Genomic DNA, 26,200 nt, shown 5'->3' with positions numbered 1-26,200 from the left:
GCTCATGTCTCGGTCCCCTTGCCCTTCGGCTTCTTCTTCTGGGATTCGGCGCGCGTGGCGGCCGCTTCCTCCGTGAGCCGCACCACCACCCGATCGGGCAGGCGCAGGTCCACGGCGATGATGTCCTTCTCGAGGATGCGGCTGTCGCGCTCGAGCTTGGCCAGACGGGCCAGGGCCTCGGCTGCGCCGTTCTCGGGGAGGCGGATATCGACGCCGTCGAGCTTCAGCGTCCAGCGCCGCCCCGACACGTAGGTGCCGGCCTTGACCCGCTCGCCGAGGTCGCCTGCGGCCTCGATGAGGGCGAGATAATCCTTGAGCCGCTCGTTGGCTTCCTCGCCCACCACGAGGGGGAGCGCGGCGTAGCGGTCGTCGCGCATCTCGTCGATGACGGTGCCATCGGCGGCGATCACCGAGATCTCACCGTTGCGCTGCCACAGGGCGGCGGGTTCGCGCTCGACCTGATTGATGACGATCTCGTTCGGATAGACCTTGCGGACCGAGACGCTGGCGATCAGCGGCACGTCGAGGAGACGCCGTCGCGCTTCGGCGACGTCGAGGAACACCACGGAGGAGTGACCGTCGATGCCGGCCGCCTGGAGGACTTCCCGCTCATAGAGGCGGGCGATGCCGGAGATGGTGACGCGCTCCACGCCGAAGCCGGCAAGCCGCGCCAGGACGTCGGAGGGACGGCCGTTTTCGAGGACGAAACGGTCGTAGCGGCCGCTGGCGACGAAGCCGGTGATCGACAGGCCAGCGAAGGCGACCGCGAGGGTGAGCGTACCCGCATGTCGCGGGACGCGTCGCTCGATGGGCTGGCCGAGCCGCGAACGGCGCGAGCGCATGATGGGGCGCACCAGCCTGGGCAAGCGCGCCGCCAGATCGGCGACGAGCGAGCCCGATTCGGGCGCAGGGGTTCCGTCGACGCCAGCCTGACCGGCAGCGTTCAACGACCCAGAGTAGCGTCCTCCACCATCCATCGGACGAGCTCACCGAAACTTAAGCCAGCATGGGCTGCGATCTCCGGCACAAGGCTCGTCTTGGTCATCCCGGGCTGCGTGTTGACCTCCAGGACGACGAGGGCACCGGTTCCACCCGGTGTGTCGTCGTAACGAAGGTCCGCACGGCTGATGCCCCGGCATCCAAGTGCTTGATGCGCCGTTAACGACAACTCTTGGACACGCTGGTAAACATTTAGTTTAATTTCTGCCGGGAGGACGTGGATCGACCCCCCCTCGGCGTACTTCGCATCGAAGTCGTACCACTCCCCCGAAGCGGGCTTGATCTCGATCACCCCGAGGGCCCTGTCACCCATGACGGCGCAGGTCAGCTCGCGGCCCGCAATGTAAGTCTCCGCAAGGACTTGCTCGCCGTAGACCCACTCGTCGGAGGCCAGGATCTGGGGCGGATGGGAGCGCCCGTCGCGGACGATGATGACGCCCATCGAGGAGCCCTCGGCGATGGGTTTCACGACATAGGGAGGAGTTAACGGGTGTGCCTTCGCGGCATCATGACGGTTAACGACCAAGCCCTCCGGGACGCTTACCCCGGCCGCCTTCATGATCGTTTTGGCACGTTCCTTATGCATCGCCAGCGCCGAGGCCAGGACGCCGGAATGGGTGTAGGGGATCCGTAGGATCTCCAGCAGCCCCTGAATCGTACCGTCCTCGCCGGCCGGACCATGTAAAGCGTTGAGGGCCACGTCCGGACGCAGGTCGGTGAGCACCGTGGCGATGTCGGGCCCGACATCCACCAGCGTGACGCGAAACCCTTCCCCTTCGAGAGCTTCCGCGCAGGCGCGACCCGAATTCAGTGAGACCTGACGCTCGGAAGACCATCCGCCCATGAGGACGGCGACGTGCTTGGACATTTCCGTTTCCTTCCGATGGCGCGCCGACGGTGAGGGCCGGGATACGCTCGTCCTGGATTCAGCTCGGGAAGCGATGAAGCCGTTCCGAGAATCGATCACCTATCCGCGCCGCCTCTACCCGCTTGTGGAGACCGGGGCGCCGATTCGCTTGATCTCCCAATGCAGCTCGACGCCGGACGTCTCGCGGACACGGCGGCGGACTTCCTCGCCGAGCGCTTCGATATCCGCGGCGGTGGCGCCATCACGGTTGATCAGGAAGTTGCAGTGCATCTCGGAGACCTGGGCATCGCCTACGGTCAGGCCCCGGCACCCGGCCGCATCGACGAGTTGCCACGCCTTGCCGCCCGGCGGATTCTTGAAAGTGGAACCGCCGGTGCGCTCCCGGATCGGCTGGGCGATCTCGCGGGCGGCAGTGACGCGATCCATCTCGGCCTCGATCTCCGTGCGCTCGCCGGCGCGGCCGCGGAACAACGCGCTCGTGAAGATCACCTCGTCCGGCGCGTCGCTGTGGCGGTAGGTGAAGCCCATCTCCGCATGGGTGAAGACGCGAACCGCACCTGTCCGGTCGATGCCGCGCGCTTCGACCAGCACGTCGGTGGTCTCGCCGCCATGCGCACCGGCATTCATCCGCAACGCGCCACCGATGGAGCCCGGTATACCGCGAAAGAACGCGAGCCCGTCGAGGGACGCTTCGGCCGCGGCCTTGGCCAGGCGCATGTCCGGCACCGCGGTCCCGGCCCGAAGGGTCTGGCCATCGATCTCCACGGTGCCGAATGCCTTTCCGCCGAGCCGAATCGTGACGCCGGGAATGCCGCCATCGCGAACGATCAGGTTCGAGCCGAGTCCGATCACCGTCACCGGAAGCTCCGGGTCGAGGGTCGCGAGCAGGAGAGCCAGATCCTCCTCGTCGGCCGGCGTGAACAACACCTGCGCCGGACCGCCGACGCGAAACCACGTGAGGTCGGCAAGTGAGGGATTCGCCAGCAGCCGGCCGCGCAAGGCCGGGGCGGCTGCGCGGATCGCGGGAGTGATGTCGGGAAAGGCGGTCATCGGCCCTCTTGCCTTGCGGCGAATTCAACGAGAAGCTGTCTATGGCTGCGACAGGTGGTGGCATGAGCCGTACGATCAACTATACGCGTCCCGCCGCGCGGGCTCTCGCCCGTATGCCGGCCAACCTCGACGCTCAAATACGCGAGAAACTGAGAACGCTGGCCGACGACCCCACGGCTCTGGCCAACAATATCAAGGCCCGGGAGGGGGCCGAGGGATTTCGCCTGCGAATCGGCGATTGGCGCGTCATCTTCACGATCGAGCGGGATCGGGTCATGTGCATGCCGTCGGTCCCCGCGGCTCGATCTACGGGTAGGATCCAGCATCATGACCATCGTGCGCACGCAAACGCCGTCAGGCGAATCCATCGTCATCATGCCGGAAGCCGAGTTCGAGCAACTGGCCGCATTGGCCGAGGATGCATCGGACCTGCAGACATTGACCACGTCGCAGGCACGGCTTGCTTCCAGTGAGGACGAGATGCTGAGCGAGGCCGATCTCGATGCGTTGCGCCATGCAGCATCTCCCCTCGCCTTCTGGCGCGGACGACGTGAGTTTTCGAAAGCCGAACTGGCAGCGCGCAGCGGCCTATCGGTCTCGGCTCTGACGGCCATCGAGGACGGCACCCAAAAGACCGACGTCGCGATCTTTCGGGCACTAGCCGACGCGCTCGGCGTTGACGTGGAAGACCTCGTCCCAGCCGCACAGGTGAGCTGAGAGGGGCTCACCCCTTCAACGCCGCCAATTCGCCCGGCAGGGCGTAGGCCCATTGCGTGATGTTGCCGGCGCCGAGGCACACGACGTAGTCGCCCGGCTTGGCACGGGTCGCGACGAGGCCCGCGAGATCCTCCGTCCGCTCCAAGGCGAGGGCATCGCGGTGGCCACGGGATTTCAGACCCGAGACGAGGCCGTCACGGTCCATGCCCTCGATCGGTGCCTCGCCCGCCGCGTAGACGGGAGCGACGATCACCGTGTCGGCATCGTTGAAGCAGGTGCAGAAATCGTCGAACAGCGAGGCGAGCCGCGTGTAGCGGTGCGGCTGGACGATGGCGACGACGTTGGCGTCCGTGGAGGCGCGGGCGGCTTTCAGCACCGCCTTGATCTCCACGGGGTGGTGTCCGTAATCGTCGAAGATCAGCGCGCCGTTCCACTCGCCGGTCTTGGTGAAGCGGCGCTTGACGCCGCCGAAGCCGGCGAGCGCCTTGCGGATCGCTTCCGGCTCGACGCCGAGTTCGTGCGCGACGGCCAGCGCCGCCGTGGCGTTGAGCGCGTTGTGCTTGCCCGGCATGGGGAGAACGAGATCCTCCATCTCCAGGCGGAAGCCGGGGCGGCGGTCGCGGATCATGACGCGGAACCGGCTCTGCCCGCCACGCAGATCAACGTCGATCAGGCGCACGTCCGCCTGGGGATTTTCGCCGTAGGTGATGATGCGGCGATCCTCGATATGCCCAACGAGGTCCTGCACCACCGGGTGGTCGATGCACATCACGGCAAAGCCGTAGAACGGGATGTTGTCGATGAAGCGCCGGAAGGCGTCCTTGACCGCATCGAACGAGCCGAAATGGTCGAGATGCTCGGGGTCGATATTGGTGACGATGGCGACGTCGGCGGGGAGTTTCAGGAAGGTCCCGTCCGATTCGTCGGCCTCCACCACCATCCACTCGCCCTCACCCATGCGGGCATTGGTGCCGTAGGCGTTGATGATGCCGCCGTTGATGACGGTGGGGTCGAGATTTCCGGCATCGAGCAAGGTCGCCACCAGCGAGGTCGTCGTGGTTTTGCCATGCGTGCCGGCGATGGCGACGCAGGACTTGAAGCGCATCAGCTCGGCCAGCATCTCGGCCCGGCGCACGACGGGCAGGCGACGCTCGCGAGCGGCGACGAGTTCGGGATTGTCGCGCCGGATCGCGGTGGAGACCACGACGAGGGCAGCCTCCTCCACGTTCTGCGCGGCATGACCGATGAAGGTCTTCATCCCCTTCTCGGCGAGGCGCCGGACGTTGGCGTTGTCGTTGGCATCCGATCCCTGGACTGTATAGCCGAGGTTCGACATGACCTCGGCGATGCCGGACATGCCGATGCCGCCGATGCCGATGAAATGGATGGGGCCGAGCTTGTCGGGCAGCTTCATGGTGTGACCCAGTCTCGTCGTGTCGGGGAGCGCCTGAAGACGGTCCCGATCGGAATCAGGTGCGGGATGCCGTCGCGAGGACGACGTCGGCCAACCGCTCGGCGGCATCGTGAATGCCCGCGCTTTTGGCGGCTGCGGCCGCCGCGGTCAATTTTGCCGGATCCGTGAACAGGTCGAGAAGCTCGGCCGTGAGGCGATCCGGCGTGAAGGCGCTCTGTTGAATACTGAGCGCCGCGCCGATGCCGGCCAACGTCGCGGCGTTGGCGGCCTGGTCCTGATCGAGGGCGCCGGGAAGCGGCACCAGGATCGACGGACGGCCCATGGCGGCGAGTTCCGACACGGTGGAAGCGCCCGAGCGGCCGACGACGAGGTGGCTGCGGGCCATGCGCGCCGGAAGATCCTTGAAGAACGGCGCCGTCTCGAGCCCGGCCAGGCCGAGCGAGAGGTAGAAATTCTGGACCTCGGTGAGGTCCTCAGCCCGCACCTGCTGCACGAGCGTCAGCCTCGCGCGAAGGTCGGCGGGCAGTTGCGCGATGGCTTTCGGCACGACCTGTCCCATCACGGCCGCCCCCTGGCTACCGCCGAAGACGAGGAGATGAAGTCCGTCCGCTTCGCCCAAGAGCGGATAGGGCGCCTGCGCGGCGGCGAGCACGGCCGGCCGCAACGGGTTGCCGGTATGCGTGCGCTGCGCGGTCGCCTTCACGGGAATGCCGCGCACCTCCCTGAAGCCGGTGGCGATGGCGCGGGCACCGCGCGCGAGGAAGGCGTTCGCGCGCCCCATCACCGCATTCTGCTCGTGCAGGATCGTCGGTACGCGCAGGATCTGCCCTGCGAGCACCGGTGGCACGGTGGGATAGCCGCCGAAGCCGACGATGGCTGCCGGGTCGATGCGCTTGATCTCTTTGGCCGCCACGCCGAAGCCGCGGCCGAGCGTGAGCAGCGCGCCCGCCCGTTTCACGACGGAGCGCCCCGACGGCGTTGCCGAGGTGATAGTGACGATCTCCGAGGCCGGAAACTCGCCGGCGATCGAATCGACGCGCGCGTCCGTCGCGAGGACGACACGGATGCCGCGGGCCCGCAGAGCATAAGCGAGGCTCTCGGCCGGAAAGAGGTGGCCGCCGGTGCCGCCGGCACAGAGCAGGATCGTTGGCGTGACCACGGTCACCGCATCACTCCGGCGACGGTGGCCGGCGCTGTGCCCGGAGGCTTCTGGCTCAGGGTCGTCATGCGCGGGCGCTTGCGGGTGAGCGCCACGAGGAAGCCCATGCCCAGTGCCAGCGAGATCAGCGAGGACCCGCCATAGGAAACGAAGGGCAGGGTCATGCCCTTGGCCGGCATCAGGCGCACGTTGACCGCCATGTTGATGCAGGCCTGCATGCCGAACAGGGTGGTGAGCCCGGTGATCGCCAGACGGGAGAAGGTGTCATCGGTGCGCCGTGCGAGTTTCAGGCCCCGCATCACGATATAGGCGAAGAGGCAGACGAGGCCGAGGCAGACGAAGACGCCGAATTCCTCGCCGGTCACCGAGAAGATAAAGTCGGTATGGGCATCGGGCAGGTGGCGTTTCGCGACGCCCTCTCCCGGGCCGGTGCCGAACCAGCCGCCGGAATTGAACGATTCGCGCGCCCAGTATTCCTGGAAACTGTCACCGGAATCCTTGTCGAGGAAGCGGGTGATGCGCTCGCGAACGTGATGCAGGAACTGATAGGCGACGCCGACCCCGAGGAGGCCCGCCGCACCGAGACCCGCGACCCAGAACCAGTGCAGGCCAGCCACGAAGAACAGCGAGCACCAGACGATGGTGATCAGCATGGTCTGACCGAAATCAGGCTGCAGGATGAGGGGCACGATGGTGACGGGCAGGAGCAGGATCGCCAGCAGGCCGCCCGGCATGTCGCGACGCTGCGCTCCCTCCGAGAAGGCCCAGGCGGCCACGACCACGAAGGCCGGCTTCACGAATTCGGACGGCTGCAGGCCGAAGGCGCCGAATTGGATCCAGCGATGCGCGCCCTTGATTTCCGGGCCGAACTTGCCGGCGAGGATGCAGAGCGTGACGCCGACGATCCAAGTGGCGAGCGCCACACGACGGATATGACGCAGAGACAGGAACGACACCGCGACGATGATCAGGATCGTCGGGGCGAGGTACATCGCCTGGCGGTTGAGGAAGTGGAAGGTCGGCAGGCCGATCTTCTCGGCCACCGGCGGACCGCCACCCATGAGGAAGACCAGACCGGCCACCATCAGGGCGGTGAGACCGGCGAGAAGGCCGCGATCGACGGTCCACCACCAATCGGTCAGGGGCGTGCGTTCCGCGCGAGACATCATGGGGCGTCGCTCTCCGTGACCCGAAGGTTGCCCGGATGGGCAGCCGATGGCCGCCGGCAGCGAGAAGCCGGCACGGGCGCGATCCTGTGCCGGAATGGTAAACCAAGTCTTTCACGAACCCCGACTTGCGCCGACCAGGCCCTGCACGAACACAGACTTGGCAGGCTCGCCCCCGATCGATCACGTACCGAAAAGGCGCGAGACGCCCTGGATCAGCGCCTCATCGACTTGAAGCCGCATGTGGGTCCGTTGTCGCGGTAGCCAGCTGGGCAACGACGGACACAGGCGCCGGCCGCGAACTTCAGCGGCGGGCGGCACGCGTTTCGGACGCCGCGCGATTGATACTCGTAGGATTGCGCCGGGCCTGCCTCAGCCGACGTGACGAGAGGGATCGACACGCCGATGAGCATGGCGGCGGAGCAGGCAAGGCGCAGGATCATTTTGGGCTCCGGTTGAGGAACGCTTCGTGGGCCAGCCGCCCTATCGCCGGGCGGTCGAGGTGGTCAGGTATAATGAGCCCAAGAAAAGAGGCCCTCGGTCTCGATCGCGCCTCAACGACTCATATTCTTGAAACGGCAATAGCGCCCGGTATCGCGGTAGCCCGCGGGGCAGCGCCGGACGCACGCCCCGGCCGCGAACTTCAGCGGCTGCTTACACATGCTGCCGAATCGCTGCTCGCGGTACATCGACTGCTTCGCCTCCCCCGGTGTCGGGAGCGCGACACTGCCGAGCGGCAGCGCCACCGTCAGCATGAGAAGGGACGCGCAGGCGAAGCGACGTTTCATCGGCAAATCCAATTTGAGGAACGAACGGACAATGCGTTCGCCCCCGCTCGGTTCGATTCCCGGCGAAGCCGCGGCTCCTGCCCCGCCCGGTCAGGCCACCTTGCAGTCGTAGAAGCCCTCGCGGATCGCCTGCGGATCGAGCTTGCGACCGATGAAGACCACCCGCGAGACGCGCTTTTCATCGTCCTTCCAAGGTCCCTGTAAGTCACCGTCGAGGATCTGGTGGACGCCCTGGAAGACGAAGCGCTGGGGCTCGTCGGGGAAGGCGACGATGCCCTTGCACCGCAGGATGTCCGGCCCCTGAACCTGCGTCAGGGTCGAAATCCAAGGCATGAACTTCTCCGGGTCAACCGGTCCGTCGATCTTCGCCGAGACAGACTGCATGTCGTCGTCGTGATGGTGGTGATGGCCTTCTTCCAGGAAGTCGGGCTCGATATCGAGGATCCGGGAGAGGTCGAAGGCGTTGCGGTCGAGCACCTGATCGAGGGCGACGTCGCAGCGGCTGGTGCGGTGGACCTTGGCGTACGGGTTGATCGAACGGATCAGTCCCTCGACGCGGTCGAGGTCCGCCGGCTCCACGAGATCCGCCTTGTTGAGCAGGATCACATCGGCGAAGGCGATCTGGTTCTTGGCCTCCGGCGCGTCCTTGAGCCGGTCGGCCAGCCATTTGGCGTCCGCCACCGTCACCACGGCGTCCAGGCGGGCCGCGCCGCCCACATCTTCGTCGATGAAGAAGGTCTGGGCCACCGGGGCCGGGTCGGCGAGGCCGGTGGTCTCGACGATGATCGCGTCGAACTTGCCGCGCCGCTTCACCAAGCCGTCCATGATGCGGATGAGATCGCCGCGCACGGTGCAGCAGACGCAGCCGTTGTTCATCTCGAACACTTCCTCGTCGGCACCGATGACGAGGTCGTTGTCGATGCCGATCTCGCCGAACTCGTTGACGATGACGGCGTAGCGCTTGCCGTGATTCTCGGTGAGGATGCGGTTGAGAAGCGTGGTCTTGCCGGCTCCGAGATAGCCCGTGAGCACGGTCACGGGAATCTTCGAGGAGGCGGCGTTCGGGCTGTCGGACATGAAAGGCTCTTCAGGTTCGCGGAATGGGCCGCGTCGGCTGTGTGGTGCCTGTCATATTGTATCATCGTGCCGCGATGAAAGGGCGTTTCCTCAACCGATCCGAACCGGCTTGAGGCTTTCGCAGAGCGCCCCGAGGGTGCTGCGGAAGCCAGACGATCCGGCGAGCAACCGCTCCAGCATGAGCGCGCCTTCCAGAGTCGCCACCACCATGCGCGACGTGGCGGCCGGGTCGAGATCGGCGCGAAGGCTCCCATCGGTGCGGCCCTCGGCCAGGACACGCTCCAGCCAGGCGATGTGCTTGTCGAAGAAGCGGGCGATGTCCGCGCGCAACGCCTCCGGCAGCGTATCCAGCTCAATGGCGAGCACGGCGCAGAGGCAGCCGAGCCCATCCTCGACGCCGGAGAGATAATACCGGCCATAGGCCTCGATCCGCGAGACCGCGTCGGCTTGCGTCGCGAAGACGGAAGCAAGGGCCGCGTCGTAACGGGCGTCGTAGGCTTCCACCAGGGCGATGGCGAGGTCGGTCTTCGTGCGGAAATGATGATGGATGCTCGCCTTGCGGATGTTCACCGCCTCGGCGAGGTCTCCGTAGCTGAAGCCCGAATAGCCCCGGCCGCGCACCAGGACCTCAGCCTGGGCCAGTAATTCCGCTCGGGTATCTCTCATCGTCGGTCGACTTTTTCGCTTCGCGGAACGGGAATTCGGGCACGAAGGCGTGATGCATCCGTTCCGGTCGCGGGCACTTATGCCATTGACGGCGACAGAAATCTACCTACTAGATGGTAGCCATAAAAACGGGAGGATAATGCATGTCGGCTCGCTCCGTTGGGCGAACACCGCAGGATATGCCATGACGGCCTACTCCTCCTACAGCTTGACCACACGTCGCGGCGCCCTGTTCGGCGGGCTCTGCCTATGCTGCCTGCCGACGCTTGGCCGGGCGGCCGGGTCGTTTACCATGGACGAGGTCGGGCCGGGCATCTTCATGCGGCGCGGCATCGACGCCGAGGCGACGCCCGAGAACGGCGACGCCATCGCCAATATCGGCTTCATCGTGGGCGAGTCGTCGGTCCTCGTGACGGAGTCGGGCGGGAGCCTCGCCGATGGGCAATGGCTCCGTGCGGAGATCAGGAAGCGTACGGCCAAGCCGATCAGCCACGTCGTTCTCACGCATGTCCATCCCGATCATTGTTTTGGCGCGGAAGCCTTCGCGCAGGACAAGCCGGTCTTCATCGGTCATCGCACCCTCCGCTCGGCCCTCGATTCCCGTGGGGATTTCTACAGGACGCGTCTCGTCGACATCCTGGGCGCCGATCAGGCCGGCTCCGTGGTCTATCCGACGATGGAGGTGGCCGACACGGCCGAGATCGACCTCGGCGGGCGGAACTTGCGCTTCACCGCGCATGGTACCGCCCACACCAATTGCGACCTCTCCATGGTCGATACCAAAACGGGCATCCTGTTCCCGGCGGACCTCCTGTTCGTCGCGCGAATCCCGTCCCTCGACGGCAGCCTCCTCGGTTGGCTGAAGGAGGTCGAAAAGCTGGAGGCAATGGGAGCGTCGAAAGCCGTTCCGGGTCACGGGCCGACCCTGGTCGATGCCGCGCCCGCTTTCGCGGATCTGACGCGTTACCTCACGACCTTGCGCGACGAAACCCGCAAGGCGATCGCCGCCGATCAGCCCATCGACAAGGCGATCGACAGCATCGGTCAGGCCGAGCGCGAGAAATGGGTTTTGTTCGACACCTATAACGGCCGCAACGTCACGCAAGCTTACAAGGAGCTTGAGTGGGAATGAGCAAGCGCCACATCGTAACGACGAGGAGAGACGCCATGATCATGTACGCATCGATGAAGAATTCCGCGACCAAGCGATCCGTCACAGCGGCCCTGTGCCTGTCCGCCGCCATGCTGATGGGCGGTCCCGTCCTCGCCGCGGGCGCGAGCGACACCGATACGGAGCGGCTCGAGCGCTGGCAGGAAATCTCCAAGTCGATCTTCGGCGATCGCAAGGTTGAGCCGACCGACGCGCTGATCAAGGTCGACGCCCCGCCGCGCGCCCTCGACGCGGCCCTGGTGCCGATCACCCTGACGATGCCGGAGAAGGACAAGATCGCCGCCGTGCATCTCATCATCGACGACAACCCGTCGCCCTATGCCGCGCACATCACCTTCGGCCCCGCCGCCGACCCGAGCGAGGTCAAGCTACGGGTGCGGATCAACAATTACACCAACGTCCATGCCGTTGCCGAGACCAAGGACGGCAAGCTCTACGAGGCCGTCAAGTTCGTGAAGGCCTCCGGCGGCTGTTCGGCGCCGATGGGCATGAGTGACGAGGAAGCGCTGAAGGGCGCCGGCGACATGAAGATGAAGTTCGCCGAAGGCGGCACCGGCAAGCCGGTCGAGGCGACGCTGATGGTCCGACATCCGAACTTCAGCGGCATGCAGATGAACCAGGTCACGCGCGACTACACGCCGGCCCGCTACATCAACAAGCTCGACGTCTCTTCGAACGGCAAGCTCGTCTTCTCGATGAACGGCGACATCTCCATCGCCTCCAACCCGGTGATCAACTTCGGCCTCGCTCCCGACGCCAAGGGTCCGATCAAGGTCGTCGCCATGGACAACCAGCAGGGCCGTTGGGAGCACAGCTTCAACACTCCGAGCCCGAGCAACTGAGGAGGGATGCCGATCATGATCCGCATCATCGGAGCCGCCGCGCTCGCTCTCGTCTCCCTGTCGGGCGCCATCGCTCCCGTCCGGGCGGCGGGTCCCGCCGATTCACCGGTCAACGTGCCGGAGCCGGAAGGCTACTGGACCGGGGCGCCCAAGGGCTACACCCCGAAGACGCTGAAAGGCGCGACCGTGGTCGACATCGACGCTCTCGATACGCTCGTCGCCGCCGAGAAGCCGGTGATGATCGACGTGGCGCTGGCGGACCAGAAGCCGGTGGGGTTCCCCGCCGACAGGCCCTGGTTGCCAGCCCACCGCTCGATCCCGGGCAGCCTCTGGATGCCGGGCGCGGGCGCTGCGCCGATGGATCCCGCACGGGAGACGCAGTTTCTCGCCCGCGTCGCGGATCTGACCGGCGGCGACAAGTCGAAACCGGTAGTGACCTTCTGCCATCCCGAATGCTGGGGTAGCTGGAATGCTGGAAAGCGGCTCGTACAGAACGGCTATTCTCGAGTTTACTGGTTCGCCGAAGGGGTCGAAGGCTGGCAGGACACGCACGACACCACGATCCTGAAAGTCGATCCCGCCTGGGCCGCCAAGCCTGTCGGCGAGGCGCAGCGATAACGATGGGAGTGACGAGCCGGTCCGCGGATCGCGGCCGGTTCCGACCTGCACAGCCACCAACCGAGACATCCCCGATGATCAGCCGTCGCGCCATCCTCCTCACGGCGGCCTTGTTCGCCACGGTCATGCCTCGCTCGGCATCCGCCGCCGAGCCTTTCGACGAGGCCGCCTTCAATGCGGCCCAGGCCGCCGGGCGACCGATCATCGTGGAAGTGACGGCGCCGTGGTGCCCGATTTGCAAGACGCAGCGGCCGATCCTGAAGGCGCTGTCCGATCAGCCGCGCTTCAAGGATCTCGCCATCTACGAAATCGACTTCGATACGCAGAAGGCCCTGATGCGCCGGTTCGAGGCGCGTATGCAGAGCACGCTGATCGCCTTCAAGGGACGCGAAGAAGTCGGTCGCTCGGTGGGAGAGACGCAGGCGGAATGGATCGAGTCGCTGGTGGAGAAAGGTCTCTAGGGCAGCGGTCGAGATCGAAACGGGCGTCGACGCCATGAATGCCACGCTCGGGCTCGCCTTCCTCGCCGGCCTGCTCACCATCCTGTCGCCGTGCGTTCTCCCCCTGCTTCCCCTCGTGCTCGGCGCAGCGGCCTCGGAGCATAGATTCGGCCCGGTCGCCCTCGCGGCAGGACTCGCTCTATCCTTTGTGGCGCTCGGCCTGTTCGTGGCGACGATCGGCTTCAGCCTCGGGCTCGATGGCGATGTCTTTCGCCCGGTCGCGGCCGTCCTGCTCGTCGCGGTCGGGACGATCCTCATCCTGCCCGCTCTCCAGATCCGCCTCGCCACCGCCGGCGGGCCGCTCAGCGATTGGGCGGAGCGGCGTTTCGGCGGCTTTGCCTCGACGGGCCTCGCGGGTCAGTTCGCCGTTGGCCTCCTCCTCGGCGCGGTGTGGAGCCCCTGTGTCGGACCGACCCTCGGCGCTGCCTCTCTGCTCGCCGCTCAGGGCAAGGACCTGGTGCAGGTGGCCTTCACCATGCTGGTCTTCGGCCTCGGTGCCGCCCTGCCCCTGCTCGTCCTAGGGCTGCTGTCGCGCCAGGTGCTGATGGCGTGGCGAACGCGGATGATCCAGGCGGGCAAGGGCCTGAAGGCTCTGCTCGGGATCGTCCTCGTGGTCACCGGATTCGCGATCCTGACCGGGCTCGATAAACGACTAGAGACGGCGCTCGTGGCTGCATCGCCCGATTGGCTGAACGCTTTGACGACCCGTTTCTAAGGTATGCCACAGGAGAAAGGATCGGAGATCAAAGGAAGCTCGCAAAATAAGTAGCCCCGGAGGGTTGCGAACCGAAGCAGCCCGTTGACACGGCCGCGGTTGTGGCAGAATAAAGGCACCGGAGACGGCCCGACGTCTAGGGAGGAAACGCCCGGCAAGGGCAGCGACTACGAGCGACGCCATCGCCGAGATCGCTAATGTTACATGAAGTCAGCCTCTCCAGCCCTCATCATACAGGTGACGACAACCGTCATTCCGGCGCGTGATTTACGTGCTCTATGCGTATAGAAATCCCCGACGCGCCTCCGGCCCTTGAGCCGGCTGCCAAACCGGGTTGAGATCGATGTCGCAAGTCGTGCAGTCACGCCGCATCCGCGCTGTGGACCTTGCCAAGCGGAAGGCCGAGGGGCGCAAGATCATCGCGCTGACGGCGTACCATGCCCACACCGCCGGTATCCTCGATCCGCATTGCGACTTCATCCTCGTGGGTGATTCCCTCGGCATGGTCATGCACGGGATGGAAACGACTCTGCCGGTGACGCTGGAGATGATGATCGTCCAGGCGCAGGCCGTGATCCGCGGCACCTCGAAGGCGCTCATCGTGGTCGACATGCCCTTCGGCTCTTACGAGGCGAGCCCGCAACAGGCCTTCATGAACGCTGCCCGCGTGCTGAAGGAGACCGGCGCCGGCGCGATCAAGATGGAAGGCGGCGCGCGCTTCGCCGAGACCGTGGCCTTTCTGGTGGAGCGGGGCATTCCCGTCATGGGCCATATCGGACTCACCCCGCAATCCGTGAATACGATGGGCGGCTTTCGCGTTCAGGGACGCGGCGAGGATGGCGAGCGTAAGCTGATGCAGGACGCCCAGGCGATCAGCGACGCGGGAGCGTTCGCGATCGTCATGGAAGGGATCGTGGAGCCGGTGGCCCGCGCCATCGCCACGGCGCCCTCGATCACCACGGTGACCATCGGCATCGGTGCTTCCACCGCCTGCGACGGTCAGATCCTGGTGCTCGAGGACATGCTCGGGCTGAGCGACAGGGTGCCGAAATTCGTCAAGCGCTTCGGCTCCCTGCGCGGGCAGATCGAGGGCGCCGTGGAGGCCTATGCCGAAGAGGTCCGCGCCGGCCGTTTCCCCGCGGACGAGCACACCTACCAGCCCGTCTGAGGGAGACCGGCGATCGTCGAAATCGGCCTGCCGCCTCGGATGCCGGATGCCCACGGGCGGGGCTGATGTCGCCCCGAACCCGTCGACGAAAGCGGCTCTCGCGGTGATCGAGAACCGTCGTCGACGTCCTCGATCCGGCCTTGTGCAGGTCTTCTTCGATCCCCGTTATCGAATGCCTGAACACAACGTCGGACCGTGTTGCCGCTCCCTTTTCCCTGACGCCCAATTGACGCAGATCGCTCATTGTTCAGCCTCTGAACCGATCTGTTTATGAGATTATAATCAATTTGCATAAATATTGTGCGTCTTGAGCCAAGAGTCACGGACCAGTTCGGTTTTTCGTGACACCTAGTCCGCACAGTTTGAAAGCATCACCAATGACAATGACCATCAAGCTTAGACTTGTAGCATTGCTGGCTTGTATCGGTCTCGTTCTCCTTGCAACCGCAGGCATCGCTAATCTTGCACTCCATTGGAGTCATCAAAGCCTCAAAACCACCTTCGAAGATCGTGTCATCCCTCTTCGGCAATTCATCGTCATCCGCGATGCCTATGACGACTTGACCAACGTCTCGCGCGCGCTGCGCAGCGGTCAGATCGAGCCGGGCCAGGCCAAGGAGAAGATCGAGCGCGACCTCTCGAACGTCACCAAGGAATGGTCGGCCTACCTGGCGACCTACCTGACACAGGAAGAGCAGATCATATCCAAGGACCTGCAGGGCCGGATCGACGGGAACGGCGTCATCATGGCCGAGATCCTCAAGCGCATCGCTGCCGGCAACGGTTCGGATTTCGAGACGACGCATGCGGACCTTCTGAAAAGTCTGCAGGCGACCAACGCGAACCTGACGAAACTGGCCACGCTGCAGGTGCGTGAGGTGGAGGCGGAATACCAGCGCTCCGAGACGACGTCCGGTTGGACCCGACTCACCTTGCTGGCTGCGCTCGGTCTCGCCGCGCTGACCATCGCCTACGGCATCTATACGGTCATCGCGCAGGTCGCCCGCCCGCTCGGCAACCTCGTCAGCGTTCTCCAGCGCATGGCCCGGGGCGAGATCGATGCGCAGATCAAGGAAGCCGCCCGCGGTGACGAGATCGGCGCCGTCGGAAAGGCCGTCGAGGGCATCAAGGCCATGGTCGCCCGCAAGGCCGCCGAGGAAGCCGAAATCAAGCGCGGGGCGGACGAGGCCGCGGCGGCCGAGCGCAAGCGCACGATGATCGAGTTAGCCGACGGCTTCGAGCGTGCCGTCGGCGGTATCGTCGGGACCGTGTCCTCATCGGCCACCGAACTCCAGGCCACCGCCCAGCAGATGACCGCCAGCGCCAACGAGACGGCGGCTCAGTCCTCCACCGTCGCTGCAGCCGCCGAGGAGGCCGCCACCAACGTCAACACCGTCGCGGCGGCCGCCGAGGAACTGGGCTCGTCGGTGCAGGAGATCGGTCGCCAGGTGTCCGGTTCGGCCATGCTGGCTCAATCGGCCGTGGGCGAGGCCGATCAGACCGTGCATCTGGTCCAGGCCCTGCAGACCACGTCGGCCCGCATCGGCGACATGGTGGGCATGATCTCGACGATCGCCAGCCAGACGAACCTGCTGGCGCTCAATGCCACGATCGAGGCGGCGCGCGCCGGCGCGGCGGGGCGGGGCTTCGCGGTGGTCGCGAGCGAGGTGAAGGCCCTCGCCGCCCAGACCGCCAAGGCGACCGAGGAGATCAGCCGCCAGATCGGCGAGGTGCAGGGCGTCACCGCTCAGGCCGTCACGGCGATCGGCGGCATCTCGGGACGGATCCGCGAGATCGACGACATGGCGGCCTCGATCGCCGCCGCGGTGGAACAACAGGGTGCGGCGACGCAGGAGATCGTCCGCAACGTCGCCCAGGCATCGACAGGCACCAATGAGGTGACCGGCAACATTGCCGGCGTGGCCCAGGCCTCGGAGGAAACCGGGATGGCGGCCGGCCAGGTCCTGTCCGCCGCCTCCGAACTGTCGCGCCAGTCCGAGCATCTCGGTGCGGAGGTCTCTCGCTTCCTCGCAACCGTCCGCGCCGCCTGACGCGAACTCGTCCCGTCCGGTACCGGGCGGGACGCCTCGACGGGGTTGATACGCGGATCGTCGAGGCGGTTCGAGGAGAGCGGGCGCAGGCGCCTCTCGGCAGGTTCAGGAAAAGCGGTCACCAGTTTTGCGGACCGAAACCTGCGACACGTCAGATGCCTCGGCGATGTGAAGCATCGGCTTGCCGACGCGAGCCTGCTCAGCGGACCCCGCCTCCGAAAGCCGTGGCGATCTCGAACGTGCCGCCGAGCAGGGTGTCCAGGGCCAGGATCAGGCCGAGGGCCGCGATGTAGACGACAGTGAACAGGTCCCTGTCCTCTCCCCCGGCCAGGATCAGGCCCGCGAAGGGAACGCTCTGAAGCGCCAGGATGGCGGCAAGGTGCATGACGGACCTCAAGGGGTCGGGGGCATTCCCGGCCCCCTCCCCGAGGGAGCCGGATCGTCGATGGCCGGCCCGGCGACGCGACCCGGACGGATCAGACCGGATTCCGTGCGAGGCGGGCAGGCCCGGATTCCTCGGTCGTTTCCAGAGCAAGAGCCGGGCCTTGCGCGAGGTAGCGTGCCCGCATCGGCCGGAGGACGAACATCGCGAGCACGGCGGCCGCCACGTTCAGCCCGATGATGATCGAGAACACCGCCGACCAGCCATAAGTCGCCGAGATGATGCTCGCCACAGGCACGAGGAACGAGGCAGTCCCCTTGGCGGTGTAGAGCAACCCGGCATTGGTCGTGGCGAAGGTGGAGCCGAACGTGTCGCCGCAGGTTGCGGGAAACAGCGAGTAGATCTCGCCGAAGACGCCGAAATAGATCGCTGTCGAGAACACGAAGACCAGCGGGTTGGAGCCGTAGCTCAAGAGCAGGATGATCGCCGCGGCCGCGGTGGAGAAGGCGATGAACATCGTATTCTCGCGCCCGATCGTATCGGAAACGAAGCCGAAGAACGGACGTCCGAACCCGTCGAAAATCCGATCGAGGGAGATCGCGAAGGTCAGCGCCGCCATCTGCAGGCCGAACAGGCTGACGGGGACATCCGCGACCTTGAAGTCGTGGGCGATGGGCGCGATCTGCGCCGCGGCCATCAATCCACCCGAGGCCACCATCACGAAGATGACGTACATCACCCAGAAGACCGGCGTGCGCACGACCTCTCGCGGGGTGCGGTCGACCTTGGTCTGCGGCAGGCGCAGACTCTTGCGCTGCATCGGCACGGCGACGGAGGGCTTGCGCAGGAAGAACGACAGCAGCACGACGATGGCGCCCTGACCGAGGCCGAAATACAGGAACGCGTCCTGGTAACCGCTGCTGGCGATCATCTTGGCGATCGGCACCACCGTGACCGCGGCTCCGGCACCGAAACCGGCCGCCGTGGCACCGGCGGCGAGGCCGCGCCGGTGCGGAAACCATTTCAGCGCGTTGCCGACGCAGGTTCCGTAAACCGATCCGGCACCGATCCCGCCGATCACGGAGCCGGCATAGAGCATCCAGAGCGAAGACGCCTGAGAGTTGATGAGCCAGGCCAGCGCGATCATCACGCCGCCGAAGCAGACGACGATGCGCGGGCCGTAGCGGTCCACGAACCAGGCTTCGACCGGTACAAGCCAGGTCTCGGTGGCGACGAATATGGTGAAGGCGAACTGGATGGCAGCGCGGCCCCAGTGGAACTTGGCGTCGATCGGATCGACGAACAGCGTCCATCCGTATTGCAGGTTGGCGATCATCGCCATGCAGAGGACGCCGAAGGCGAGTTGCCGCCACTTGGCGGACGGTGGGTCCTGTCGTTCCATCCCTGAATCCATTCTTGTTGGTGGTTCGTCTCGTCGATTCGACCATCATGCATCAAAATTCAAGGCATACAATATACCACGGATTAAAATTCCGGCTCGTTCGTGCGGAAGCGGTTTGCGAGGATGTCGGGTGGTGGACCCAGCCGTTCACGGCGCATGCCCGTGACGTGCGTCAGCAGGCGACAACAGAAATCGCAAACGGGCCGCACGCATGGCAGCAAGCGTCACTCGGCGGTTCGTTGAAAACCATCTTGCCGGACCGAGCGTAATCGCCCCTGGCGAATCGCTAAGCACGGCGAAGCTAAAGTAAGAAAATCAACGTTTGAAATAAAACAGATCCAAATATAGCACCTGCAATGGCGGTACAGTCTTTGCCAGACGATGTCACAACACGATCTGGAGAGCTGCTGTCTTTGCACCTCCGCCAACCTATGACGACCTGAAACATCGAGCCTCGTCGTGCAGCAGCTTTTGCTCGCTCTTCGGGATTGGGATGCGCCATGCTGCCGCCGGGCCGCGCGGATTAGAAAATCCGCGCCTTCTTCGTCGCCTAAGCTCTTGATGACCGTCGTTCCGCTGTTCCGGCCTCATCGGGCCGCATGGCGAGACAGGGCCATCGCCAACGCCTCCCTGTTCGGCGCCGTCGCCCCGGCGGATCCGATCGCCGCCGCCGCTCCCTCGCCGAGCGCATTGCTGCGGTTCGACCCTGCCTTCCTCTGGTTGATGCCGCCATGGTCGCCATCGCGGGATTGTTCGCGCTCTGCATGCACAAGGTGGCGCATTTCATGGCGCGGCCACCGGCGAGAGCGAAACCTGTCGGTGAACCGAGGACGGCAGGAGCGTGTAAAGCGAAAGCCGGAGCAAGAACCGGGATGCGATCCTCGGCCTTCGGAGCCAGGATGACGACATGACACGGCGCATCCGCTGCGCCACCTTCCTCCGCTCGAGAGTTCGACGCCATGGCCGTTGCCGCCTTCATGACCGACGATGCCGAGCGGTGGGCAGCCCTGGCTGCCCGCGACGAAGCGGCCGATGGCCGTTTCGTTTACGCGGTCCGTACCACCGGCGTGTATTGCCGGCCGAGTTGTGCCGCGCGTGCCGCGCGGCGCGAGAATGTCAGCTTTCATGCCACCTGCGCCGAGGCGGAGGCCGCCGGCTTCCGCGCCTGCAAGCGCTGCCGGCCCAACGAGCCGAGCCTCGATGCCCGCCGGGCCGAGGCCATCGCCCGCGCCTGCCGCCTCATCGACGAAGCCGAGGCGGTGCCTCGCCTCGACGCCTTGGCGAAGGCGGCCGGCCTGAGTGCTTTCCATTTCCACCGCGTCTTCAGAACGGTCACCGGCGTAACGCCGAAAGCCTATGCGGCGGCACGACGTGCGCAGGGTCTCGCCGCGGGGCTGAGACAGGCCAATTCGGTCACTCAAGCGATCTACGGGGCCGGCTACGCCTCGCTGAGCCAGTTCTACGCCGACGCCGCCGAGCGCCTCGGCATGGCGCCGAAGGTCTATCGCTCCGGCGGCGAAGGCGTCGCGATCCGGTTCGCCATCGGCCAATGCGCGCTCGGCGCCATCCTGGTGGCGGCGACCGGCAAGGGCGTCTGTGCCATCCTTCTCGGGGATGATCCCGATATTCTCGCCCGCGATCTCCAGGACCGTTTTCCGAAGGCCGAACTGATCGGCGGCGAACCCACATTCGAAGCCTGGATGGCGCAGGTGGTGGGTTTCGTCGAGGCGCCCGCGCGCGGCCTCGATTTGCCGCTCGATATCGGCGGGACCGCCTTCCAGCAGCGGGTCTGGACCGCCCTGCGCAAGATCCCCGTCGGCACCACAGCGACCTATGCCGACGTCGCTCGAGCCATCGGCGCGCCGGCAGCGACCCGAGCCGTGGCGCGGGCGTGCGGCGCCAACGCCCTCGCCGTGGCGATTCCCTGCCATCGGGTGGTCCGCTCGGACGGCTCGCTCTCGGGCTATCGCTGGGGTGTCGAGCGCAAGCGCGACCTGCTGTCCCGCGAAGGCGTCGCGGGCTGATCCGGCAACTCGCGACCTGATACCAATGATCGCGCTCCCCCATCTGGAGGATGTGACGGTCTCCTACCCCATGGCATGAGCTTCCTCGAAGAGGGAGACTGCCATGAAGACCGCCTCGCCCCCGGATTGGTACTGGCTGGGTTTGCGAGCCTATGGGCGTGGCGAGACCATCGACAATTGCCCGTGCCGCGACGGTTCCGCCGAGCTGGAGGATTGGATCGAAGGCTGGGAGTTCGGAAAGCTGAGCTTCATCGCCAGTCCCGATGCGGCGGAACACATATCGGCGGCGCCTGCCGCACTGTCGCGTCATCGCGTTTGGTCATAGCCGCGAAAGCGTTTGTTTTGTCGAACGATTTCGGCCGAGCGGTCATGGGCGGACCGGAGTTTCGAAGGGCTGAAAGTCCAAGAATTTGCCTTCCGTCATTACCGTTATAGCATTTTCTTCGATTTTGAATACGAAACGAGCAAGCCCTTACTCCGATACGCCGTTCTGAAAAGAGAACGTTCTCGTTGACAGACCGGGCATTCGGCGAGACCATTCCGGTAATTGGCCAGGAGCATTTCTCATCCGCTCGGCCATCTTATCCGTTCGAAGATCCTGTTCCCGAATGATCCTATCTCCGCCTCTGCGCGACACCGCCGAAGGGCTCGCCCGGCTATTTGCCGAACGGGCCGAGGGGCATGACCGCGCCGGCCGCTTCGCGCATGACAACATCGCCGATCTTCGGCAGGCCGGCCTGCCGTCACTGACCGTGCCACGCAGGCTCGGCGGCGGCGGCGCGGGGCTGGATCAGGCCACGAAGGTGATCGGGACACTGGCTCAGGGTGATCCGTCCACTGCGTTGGTGCTCACCATGCATTTCCTTCAGCATGGGCTGATCCACACGCGCGAAGCGTGGCCTCGGGCGGTCGCGGACAGGCTGGGCCGTGCGGCGGTGGAGGACGGTGCGCTCATCAATGCCCTGAGGGTCGAGCCCGAACTCGGCACGCCCGCCAGAGGCGGCATGCCCGAAACGGTGGCGCGGGCGACATCGACGGGCTGGCTGATAAACGGGCGGAAGATCTATTCCACCGGTAGCCCGGCCCTGACCCATGGGCTCGTCTTCGTCCGAATCGACGAGGCGGAGCCGCGCATCGGCAACATCCTCGTGCCGATGGGATCCGAGGGCGTCCGGATCGAGGAGAGCTGGGACCATCTCGGCCTGCGCGCCAGCGGCAGCCACGACGTGGTGCTGAAGGATGTCGTGGTCCCCGCCGACCATGCCGTGGACCTTCGTTCGCCGGATGGATGGCGCAAGCCGGACACCGACCAGCAGGCCTGGAGCACGGCGATGCTGTCTGCCCTCTACGACGGCGTCGCCCGCGCGGCGCAGGCGTGGTTCATCGCCTTCGCGAAGGATCGCAGGCCCGGCAGCCTTGGCCAGAGCCTCGCGACCCTGCCGCGATTTCACGATGCCGTCGGCGATAACGAGCGTTTGCTGGCGGTGAATGCGCGCTTGATCCGGAGCTTCGCGGCGGATGTCGACGAGGGCAACTGTCCCTCGGTTGGCGAATCCGGCTTCCTCAAGACCACCATCACCGAAAACGCGATCCTGGTCGTCCAACGTGCCGTCGAACTGGCCGGCAATCCCGGTCTGTCACGAAAGAACCCGCTGGAACGGCACCTGAGGGACGTCCTGTGCGGGCGCATCCACTGGCCGCAGGCCGATGCAGTCCGCGCGTCAGCCGGTCGCGCCGCCTTCGGCGTCTGAGATCAAAGCACCTTCTGATACTCATAAGGAGATCGACATGAGCTTCCTGCCAGCGGACGCCGTCGAGTTCATCGGCTTCGCCGCCCCACGCTACACGTCCGAAACCCATGCGGCCTCTGGCCCCGCCATCGACCGCGACTACCTGCGGTTGCTCGCCCAGGCCCATGATTGGGGCGGGTTCGACCGGATTCTCGTGGCCTTCTACGCAACGGCGCCGGACGCGCTTCTGCTCTCGGCGCAGATCGCGGCGGTGACCGACCGCATCGGCCTGATGATCGCCCACCGCACCGGCTTCACCGCGCCGACGGTGGCCGCGCGGCAATTCGCGACCCTCGACCAGTTGACGGGCGGCCGCGTCGCCATCCACGCCATCAGCGGCGGCGACGACAGGGAATTGGCGCAGGACGGCGACCACCTCACCAAGGACGAGCGCTACGCCCGCACCGACGAGTTCCTCACCATCGCCCGGCAGGTCTGGACCGCCGATGCGCCGTTCGACTTCGCCGGCGAGCACTACCGGATCGACCGGGGATTCTCCGAGGTGAAGCCGGTGGATCCGCGCGGCATCCCGGTCTTCTTCGGCGGGGCCTCTCCTGCCGCGATCGCTGTGGCCGGCCGCCACGCCGATACCTATGCCCTGTGGGGCGAGAGTCTCGATCAGGTCCGCGAGGCGATCTCCAAGGTTCGGGCGGCGGCGGCGCCCCATGGACGCGATCCCCGCTTCAGCCTGTCGTTCCGGCCGATCCTGGCGGCGACAGAGGCGGAAGCCTGGGCCAAGGCCGAGGACACATTGGCGCGCACCCGCGCCACCCGCGCCGCCAAGGGACTCGGCCCGGCGCCGGTCCCCGAGAACGAGGGCTCGCGCCGGCTGCTCGCGGCGGCGTCCCAGGGCTCGCGACTCGACAAACGCCTGTATACCGCCATCGCCAGGGAGACGGGGGCCTCGGGCAATTCCACCGCCCTCGTCGGCACGCCGGAACAGGTGGCGGAGGCGCTCCTCGACTATCACGACCTCGGAGTGCGGACCTTCCTGATCCGCGGATTCGACCCTCTCGAGGATGCCATCGCCTATGGCCGCGACCTGATCCCGACCTTCAAGCGCCTGCTCGCCCAGCGCGGCTCGCGGGCGGAGGCAGCCTGATGCGCGCGCTCATCGCCATCCTCGCGCTCTTCGCATTGTCCGGCATCGCTCGCGCCGACGAGACGATTCTGCGCGTCGGCGACCAACGCGGCAACGCCCGCGCGCTGATGGAGGCGGCCGGCGTTCTCGCCGACCTGCCCTATCGCCTCGAATGGAGCGAGTTTCCCGCAGCGGCTCCCCTACTCGAAGCCCTCAACGCCGGGGCGATCGATGCCGGCGGCGTCGGCGATGCGCCCTTCACCTTCGCAGCCGCGGCGGGCGTACCGGTGAAGGCCTTCCTCGCCTTCCGCAACCAGCAGGACGGCCTCGCGATTCTGGTGGCCAAGGATTCGCCGATCAAGACGGTGGCCGACCTTCGGGGCAAGAGCATCGCCACCAATCGCGGCTCGATCGGCCATCAGGTCGTCCTCGCCGCATTGGAGGAAGTCGGCTTGCCGGCCAATGCCGTGACCCTGCGCTTCCTGCCCCCGGCGGATGCCAAGATCGCGCTGGCGAGCGGCAGCGTCGATGCGTGGTCGACCTGGGAGCCCTACACCTCCACCGCCGAGATCGCCGGCCTCGCCCGTGTCGTCCGCGACGGCAACGGCATCACTCCGGGCCTGAGTTTCGCGGTGGCAAGCGACGCGGCCCTGAAGTCCAAGAGGGCACAGCTCGCCGATTTCGGTCGGCGTCTCGTGAGCGCGCGGGAATGGGCGTTGAAGGACCCGGCCCCCTACGCAGCGGTGTGGTCGAAACTCATCGGCCTGCCGGAGACCGTGCCTTTGCGCTGGTTCTCACGGGCGCAGTATCGTGCCGTGCCCATCGACGACGTGGTGGTGGCCCACGAGCAGCGCAACATCGAGCTCTATGTCCGCTCCGGTCTGATCCCCGCGGCCCGGGCACCGCGTGCCGACGCCATCCTCGATCGGAGCTTCGAACCGGCCGCCGTCGCGATACGATGAGGCCGGACCGACGATTCCTGAAGGAGCGGATGCGATGCACGACCATTCCGACCAAGACCACTCCGACCACGACCACGCGCATGATCACGAAACGACGCACGCCACCGAGCGCTGGAAGCATGACGGTGTGCGGGTGATCCCCGGCGACAAACTCGATTCCAACACGGCCCAGACGCCGGGCATGTTCCGGCAGGCGGCGATCAACCACGCCCGCGTCGGCGCACAGAAGATCTGGGCCGGCACGGTGGCGATCGCCCCCGACGCCAAGACCGGCGTGCACCATCACGGCGCGTTGGAAAGCGTGATCTACGTGGTCTCCGGTCGCGCACGCATGCGCTGGGGCGACAAGCTCGAATTCGTGGCCGAGGCCGGCCCAGGCGATTTCATCTTCGTACCGCCCTACGTGCCGCACCAGGAGATCAACGCCGATCCGGACCAACCCCTGAACTGCGTCCTGGTGCGCTCCGACAACGAGGCGGTGGTGGTCAACATTACCGACGTGGAGCCGGTCGAGCGTCCCGAGACGGTCCACTGGATCGACCCCATCCACAAGCATCCCTGATCCCGCCTCCGACCAAGAGACACCGTTCCATGATCCATCGTCGCCACGCGCTGCGGGCCGCCGCCGCGCTGAGTCTTCTTGCCCTTGCTCCGAGAGACACGTTCGCCGCCGATCCGAAGATTCTGCGCATCGGCTACCAGAAATCCTCGACCCTGATCGCCCTGGTCAAGCAGGATGGCAGCCTGGAAAAGGCGTTGGAACCCCTCGGCGTCGGCCTGTCGTGGCACGAGTTCACCAGCGGCCTGCCGGTGATGGAGGCGCTCAATGCGGGCCAGATCGACCTCTCGGCGGATGTCGCCGATACGGTGCCGATCTTCGCCCAGGCCGCCAATGCGCGGATCACCTACGTGGCGCAGGAAGCCGCCTCCCCGAGCGCTCAGGCCATCGTCGTCGGCGCCGATTCTGCGATCACTTCGGTGGCGGAGCTGAAGGGCCGCAAAGTCGCGGTGACGAAGGGCGCGGGCAGCCATTATCTGCTGCTCGCCGCCCTGAAGGCGGAGGGCATCCCGTTCAAGGCGATCTCCCCTGCCTATCTCACCCCTGCGGATGGGCGCACGGCGCTCGCCGCCGGCGGGGTCGAGGCCTGGGTCGCATGGGATCCGTTCCTGTCGGCTGCCGAGTTGCAATCGGGCGCTCGTATCCTGAAGGACGGCACCGGCCTGTCGCTCTACAAGCGCTATTATCTCGCCTCGGACGAGTATGCAGCCAAGCACGGCGACGTCCTCGACATCGTCTTCGCCAAGCTGCGCGACACCGGAAGCTGGGTGAAGGCCAATCCCGCCGAGGCCGCGAACCGCCTCGGCGCCTTGTGGAAGCTCGATCCGGCCATCGTCACGAAGGCCAATGCCCGCCGCACCTATGCGGTGGAGCCGGTCACCCGAGAGGGTCTCTCGGAGCAGCAGACTATCGCGGATGCGTTCCGCAGCGAAGGCCTCCTGCCGCGCCCCGTCGACGCCTCGTCACTGGGAATCTGGGCGCCGACCAAGTCCTGATCACCAAGGATCTTGATCTCCAAGGCTCATGAAAAA

The 26,200-nt window shown here is 66.0% G+C and carries 27 protein-coding genes; 15 read left to right on the top strand and 12 right to left on the bottom strand.

Annotated elements, in window-relative coordinates; genetic code table 11:
• Positions 1 to 2 precede the first annotated feature (2 nt).
• From A3OK_RS0120385 to murB, 3 genes are all read right to left on the bottom strand, one after another.
• On the bottom strand, positions 3 to 977 hold the full coding sequence (locus A3OK_RS0120385; RefSeq protein ID WP_026597476.1) for a cell division protein FtsQ/DivIB: 975 nt from the start codon (positions 975 to 977) through the stop codon (positions 3 to 5).
• Positions 944 to 1,867 carry a D-alanine--D-alanine ligase gene (locus A3OK_RS0120380; protein ID WP_019906746.1) on the bottom strand — a complete coding sequence of 308 codons (924 nt, stop codon included), beginning with the start codon at positions 1,865 to 1,867 and terminating at the stop codon, positions 944 to 946. The genes A3OK_RS0120385 and A3OK_RS0120380 overlap by 34 nt, the downstream gene beginning before the upstream one ends.
• 114 nt (positions 1,868 to 1,981) lie before the next feature.
• Positions 1,982 to 2,917: a UDP-N-acetylmuramate dehydrogenase gene (gene murB, locus A3OK_RS0120375; protein WP_019906745.1), complete on the bottom strand. Its 936-nt coding sequence runs from the start codon at positions 2,915 to 2,917 to the stop codon at positions 1,982 to 1,984.
• Between the two features lie 327 nt (positions 2,918 to 3,244).
• On the opposite strand from murB, the gene A3OK_RS0120370 reads away from it, so the two are divergent.
• Positions 3,245 to 3,634 carry a helix-turn-helix transcriptional regulator gene (locus tag A3OK_RS0120370; protein WP_026597475.1) on the top strand — a complete coding sequence of 130 codons (390 nt, stop codon included), beginning with the start codon at positions 3,245 to 3,247 and terminating at the stop codon, positions 3,632 to 3,634.
• 7 nt (positions 3,635 to 3,641) lie between these two features.
• Here the strand turns inward: A3OK_RS0120370 and murC are convergent, their stop codons facing one another.
• The 7 genes from murC to A3OK_RS0120335 all read right to left on the bottom strand — a co-directional run bounded on the left by murC (position 3,642) and on the right by A3OK_RS0120335 (position 9,904).
• The gene (gene murC / locus A3OK_RS0120365) at positions 3,642 to 5,048 is read right to left on the bottom strand and encodes a UDP-N-acetylmuramate--L-alanine ligase (protein ID WP_019906743.1); all 1,407 of its coding nucleotides are present in this window, start codon (positions 5,046 to 5,048) and stop codon (positions 3,642 to 3,644) included.
• Positions 5,049 to 5,103: 55 nt separating this feature from the next.
• Positions 5,104 to 6,213 carry an undecaprenyldiphospho-muramoylpentapeptide beta-N-acetylglucosaminyltransferase gene (murG, locus tag A3OK_RS0120360; RefSeq protein WP_019906742.1) on the bottom strand — a complete coding sequence of 370 codons (1,110 nt, stop codon included), beginning with the start codon at positions 6,211 to 6,213 and terminating at the stop codon, positions 5,104 to 5,106.
• Positions 6,210 to 7,376 (bottom strand): putative peptidoglycan glycosyltransferase FtsW, encoded by a 1,167-nt coding sequence (locus A3OK_RS0120355; protein WP_019906741.1) that lies wholly within the window; start codon positions 7,374 to 7,376, stop codon positions 6,210 to 6,212. Before A3OK_RS0120355 ends, murG begins: the two co-directional genes overlap by 4 nt.
• Positions 7,377 to 7,588: 212 nt before the next feature.
• The gene (locus tag A3OK_RS24650) at positions 7,589 to 7,816 is read right to left on the bottom strand and encodes a hypothetical protein (RefSeq protein WP_019906740.1); all 228 of its coding nucleotides are present in this window, start codon (positions 7,814 to 7,816) and stop codon (positions 7,589 to 7,591) included.
• A 111-nt stretch (positions 7,817 to 7,927) separates the two neighbouring features.
• A complete protein-coding gene (locus A3OK_RS0120345; RefSeq protein WP_019906739.1) occupies positions 7,928 to 8,161 on the bottom strand; it encodes a hypothetical protein in 234 nt (77 codons plus the stop codon).
• Positions 8,162 to 8,251: 90 nt separating this feature from the next.
• On the bottom strand, positions 8,252 to 9,238 hold the full coding sequence (locus A3OK_RS0120340) for a GTP-binding protein (RefSeq protein WP_019906738.1): 987 nt from the start codon (positions 9,236 to 9,238) through the stop codon (positions 8,252 to 8,254).
• A 90-nt stretch (positions 9,239 to 9,328) separates the two neighbouring features.
• Positions 9,329 to 9,904 (bottom strand): TetR/AcrR family transcriptional regulator, encoded by a 576-nt coding sequence (locus A3OK_RS0120335; RefSeq protein WP_026597474.1) that lies wholly within the window; start codon positions 9,902 to 9,904, stop codon positions 9,329 to 9,331.
• A 184-nt stretch (positions 9,905 to 10,088) separates the two neighbouring features.
• Here A3OK_RS0120335 and A3OK_RS0120330 point away from each other — a divergent pair, with 184 nt between their 5' ends.
• The 7 genes from A3OK_RS0120330 (at position 10,089) to A3OK_RS0120300 (ending at position 16,969) form a co-directional block, all read left to right on the top strand.
• Positions 10,089 to 11,036: a quinoprotein relay system zinc metallohydrolase 2 gene (locus A3OK_RS0120330; RefSeq protein ID WP_026597473.1), complete on the top strand. Its 948-nt coding sequence runs from the start codon at positions 10,089 to 10,091 to the stop codon at positions 11,034 to 11,036.
• A gap of 35 nt (positions 11,037 to 11,071) precedes the next feature.
• A complete protein-coding gene (locus tag A3OK_RS0120325; protein ID WP_019906735.1) occupies positions 11,072 to 11,917 on the top strand; it encodes a quinoprotein dehydrogenase-associated SoxYZ-like carrier in 846 nt (281 codons plus the stop codon).
• 6 nt (positions 11,918 to 11,923) lie between these two features.
• On the top strand, positions 11,924 to 12,535 hold the full coding sequence (locus A3OK_RS0120320) for a rhodanese-like domain-containing protein (RefSeq protein ID WP_019906734.1): 612 nt from the start codon (positions 11,924 to 11,926) through the stop codon (positions 12,533 to 12,535).
• A 74-nt stretch (positions 12,536 to 12,609) separates the two neighbouring features.
• On the top strand, positions 12,610 to 12,996 hold the full coding sequence (locus tag A3OK_RS0120315; protein WP_019906733.1) for a thioredoxin family protein: 387 nt from the start codon (positions 12,610 to 12,612) through the stop codon (positions 12,994 to 12,996).
• Between the two features lie 34 nt (positions 12,997 to 13,030).
• A complete protein-coding gene (locus A3OK_RS0120310; protein WP_019906732.1) occupies positions 13,031 to 13,750 on the top strand; it encodes a cytochrome c biogenesis protein CcdA in 720 nt (239 codons plus the stop codon).
• A 343-nt stretch (positions 13,751 to 14,093) separates the two neighbouring features.
• Positions 14,094 to 14,918 (top strand): 3-methyl-2-oxobutanoate hydroxymethyltransferase, encoded by an 825-nt coding sequence (gene panB / locus A3OK_RS0120305; protein ID WP_019906731.1) that lies wholly within the window; start codon positions 14,094 to 14,096, stop codon positions 14,916 to 14,918.
• Between the two features lie 377 nt (positions 14,919 to 15,295).
• Positions 15,296 to 16,969: a methyl-accepting chemotaxis protein gene (locus tag A3OK_RS0120300; RefSeq protein ID WP_051092939.1), complete on the top strand. Its 1,674-nt coding sequence runs from the start codon at positions 15,296 to 15,298 to the stop codon at positions 16,967 to 16,969.
• Between the two features lie 199 nt (positions 16,970 to 17,168).
• Here the strand turns inward: A3OK_RS0120300 and A3OK_RS0120295 are convergent, their stop codons facing one another.
• Both A3OK_RS0120295 and oxlT read right to left on the bottom strand, forming a co-directional pair.
• The gene (locus tag A3OK_RS0120295; protein WP_019906729.1) at positions 17,169 to 17,354 is read right to left on the bottom strand and encodes a hypothetical protein; all 186 of its coding nucleotides are present in this window, start codon (positions 17,352 to 17,354) and stop codon (positions 17,169 to 17,171) included.
• Between the two features lie 91 nt (positions 17,355 to 17,445).
• Entirely contained in the window at positions 17,446 to 18,753 is a 1,308-nt protein-coding gene (gene oxlT, locus A3OK_RS0120290; protein ID WP_019906728.1) for an oxalate/formate MFS antiporter, read from the bottom strand.
• A gap of 959 nt (positions 18,754 to 19,712) precedes the next feature.
• Between oxlT and ada the strand changes: the two genes are divergently transcribed.
• From ada to A3OK_RS0120250, 7 genes are all read left to right on the top strand, one after another.
• The gene (gene ada, locus A3OK_RS0120280) at positions 19,713 to 20,777 is read left to right on the top strand and encodes a bifunctional DNA-binding transcriptional regulator/O6-methylguanine-DNA methyltransferase Ada (RefSeq protein ID WP_019906726.1); all 1,065 of its coding nucleotides are present in this window, start codon (positions 19,713 to 19,715) and stop codon (positions 20,775 to 20,777) included.
• Between the two features lie 103 nt (positions 20,778 to 20,880).
• Entirely contained in the window at positions 20,881 to 21,102 is a 222-nt protein-coding gene (locus A3OK_RS0120275; RefSeq protein ID WP_019906725.1) for a hypothetical protein, read from the top strand.
• A gap of 283 nt (positions 21,103 to 21,385) precedes the next feature.
• Positions 21,386 to 22,528 carry an acyl-CoA dehydrogenase family protein gene (locus A3OK_RS0120270; protein WP_019906724.1) on the top strand — a complete coding sequence of 381 codons (1,143 nt, stop codon included), beginning with the start codon at positions 21,386 to 21,388 and terminating at the stop codon, positions 22,526 to 22,528.
• Positions 22,529 to 22,565: 37 nt separating this feature from the next.
• Entirely contained in the window at positions 22,566 to 23,669 is a 1,104-nt protein-coding gene (locus A3OK_RS0120265) for an LLM class flavin-dependent oxidoreductase (protein ID WP_019906723.1), read from the top strand.
• Complete coding sequence (locus A3OK_RS0120260; protein ID WP_019906722.1) at positions 23,669 to 24,610, top strand: ABC transporter substrate-binding protein; 942 nt, start codon at positions 23,669 to 23,671, stop codon at positions 24,608 to 24,610. Before A3OK_RS0120265 ends, A3OK_RS0120260 begins: the two co-directional genes overlap by 1 nt.
• Positions 24,611 to 24,644: 34 nt before the next feature.
• On the top strand, positions 24,645 to 25,172 hold the full coding sequence (locus A3OK_RS0120255; protein WP_019906721.1) for a cupin domain-containing protein: 528 nt from the start codon (positions 24,645 to 24,647) through the stop codon (positions 25,170 to 25,172).
• A gap of 29 nt (positions 25,173 to 25,201) precedes the next feature.
• A complete protein-coding gene (locus A3OK_RS0120250) occupies positions 25,202 to 26,164 on the top strand; it encodes an aliphatic sulfonate ABC transporter substrate-binding protein (protein ID WP_019906720.1) in 963 nt (320 codons plus the stop codon).
• The last annotated feature ends 36 nt before the right edge of the window (positions 26,165 to 26,200 follow it).

The organism is Methylobacterium sp. 77, assembly GCF_000372825.1.
Lineage (GTDB): Bacteria > Pseudomonadota > Alphaproteobacteria > Rhizobiales > Beijerinckiaceae > Methylobacterium.
This window is presented reverse-complemented; position numbering and strand designations above follow the sequence as displayed.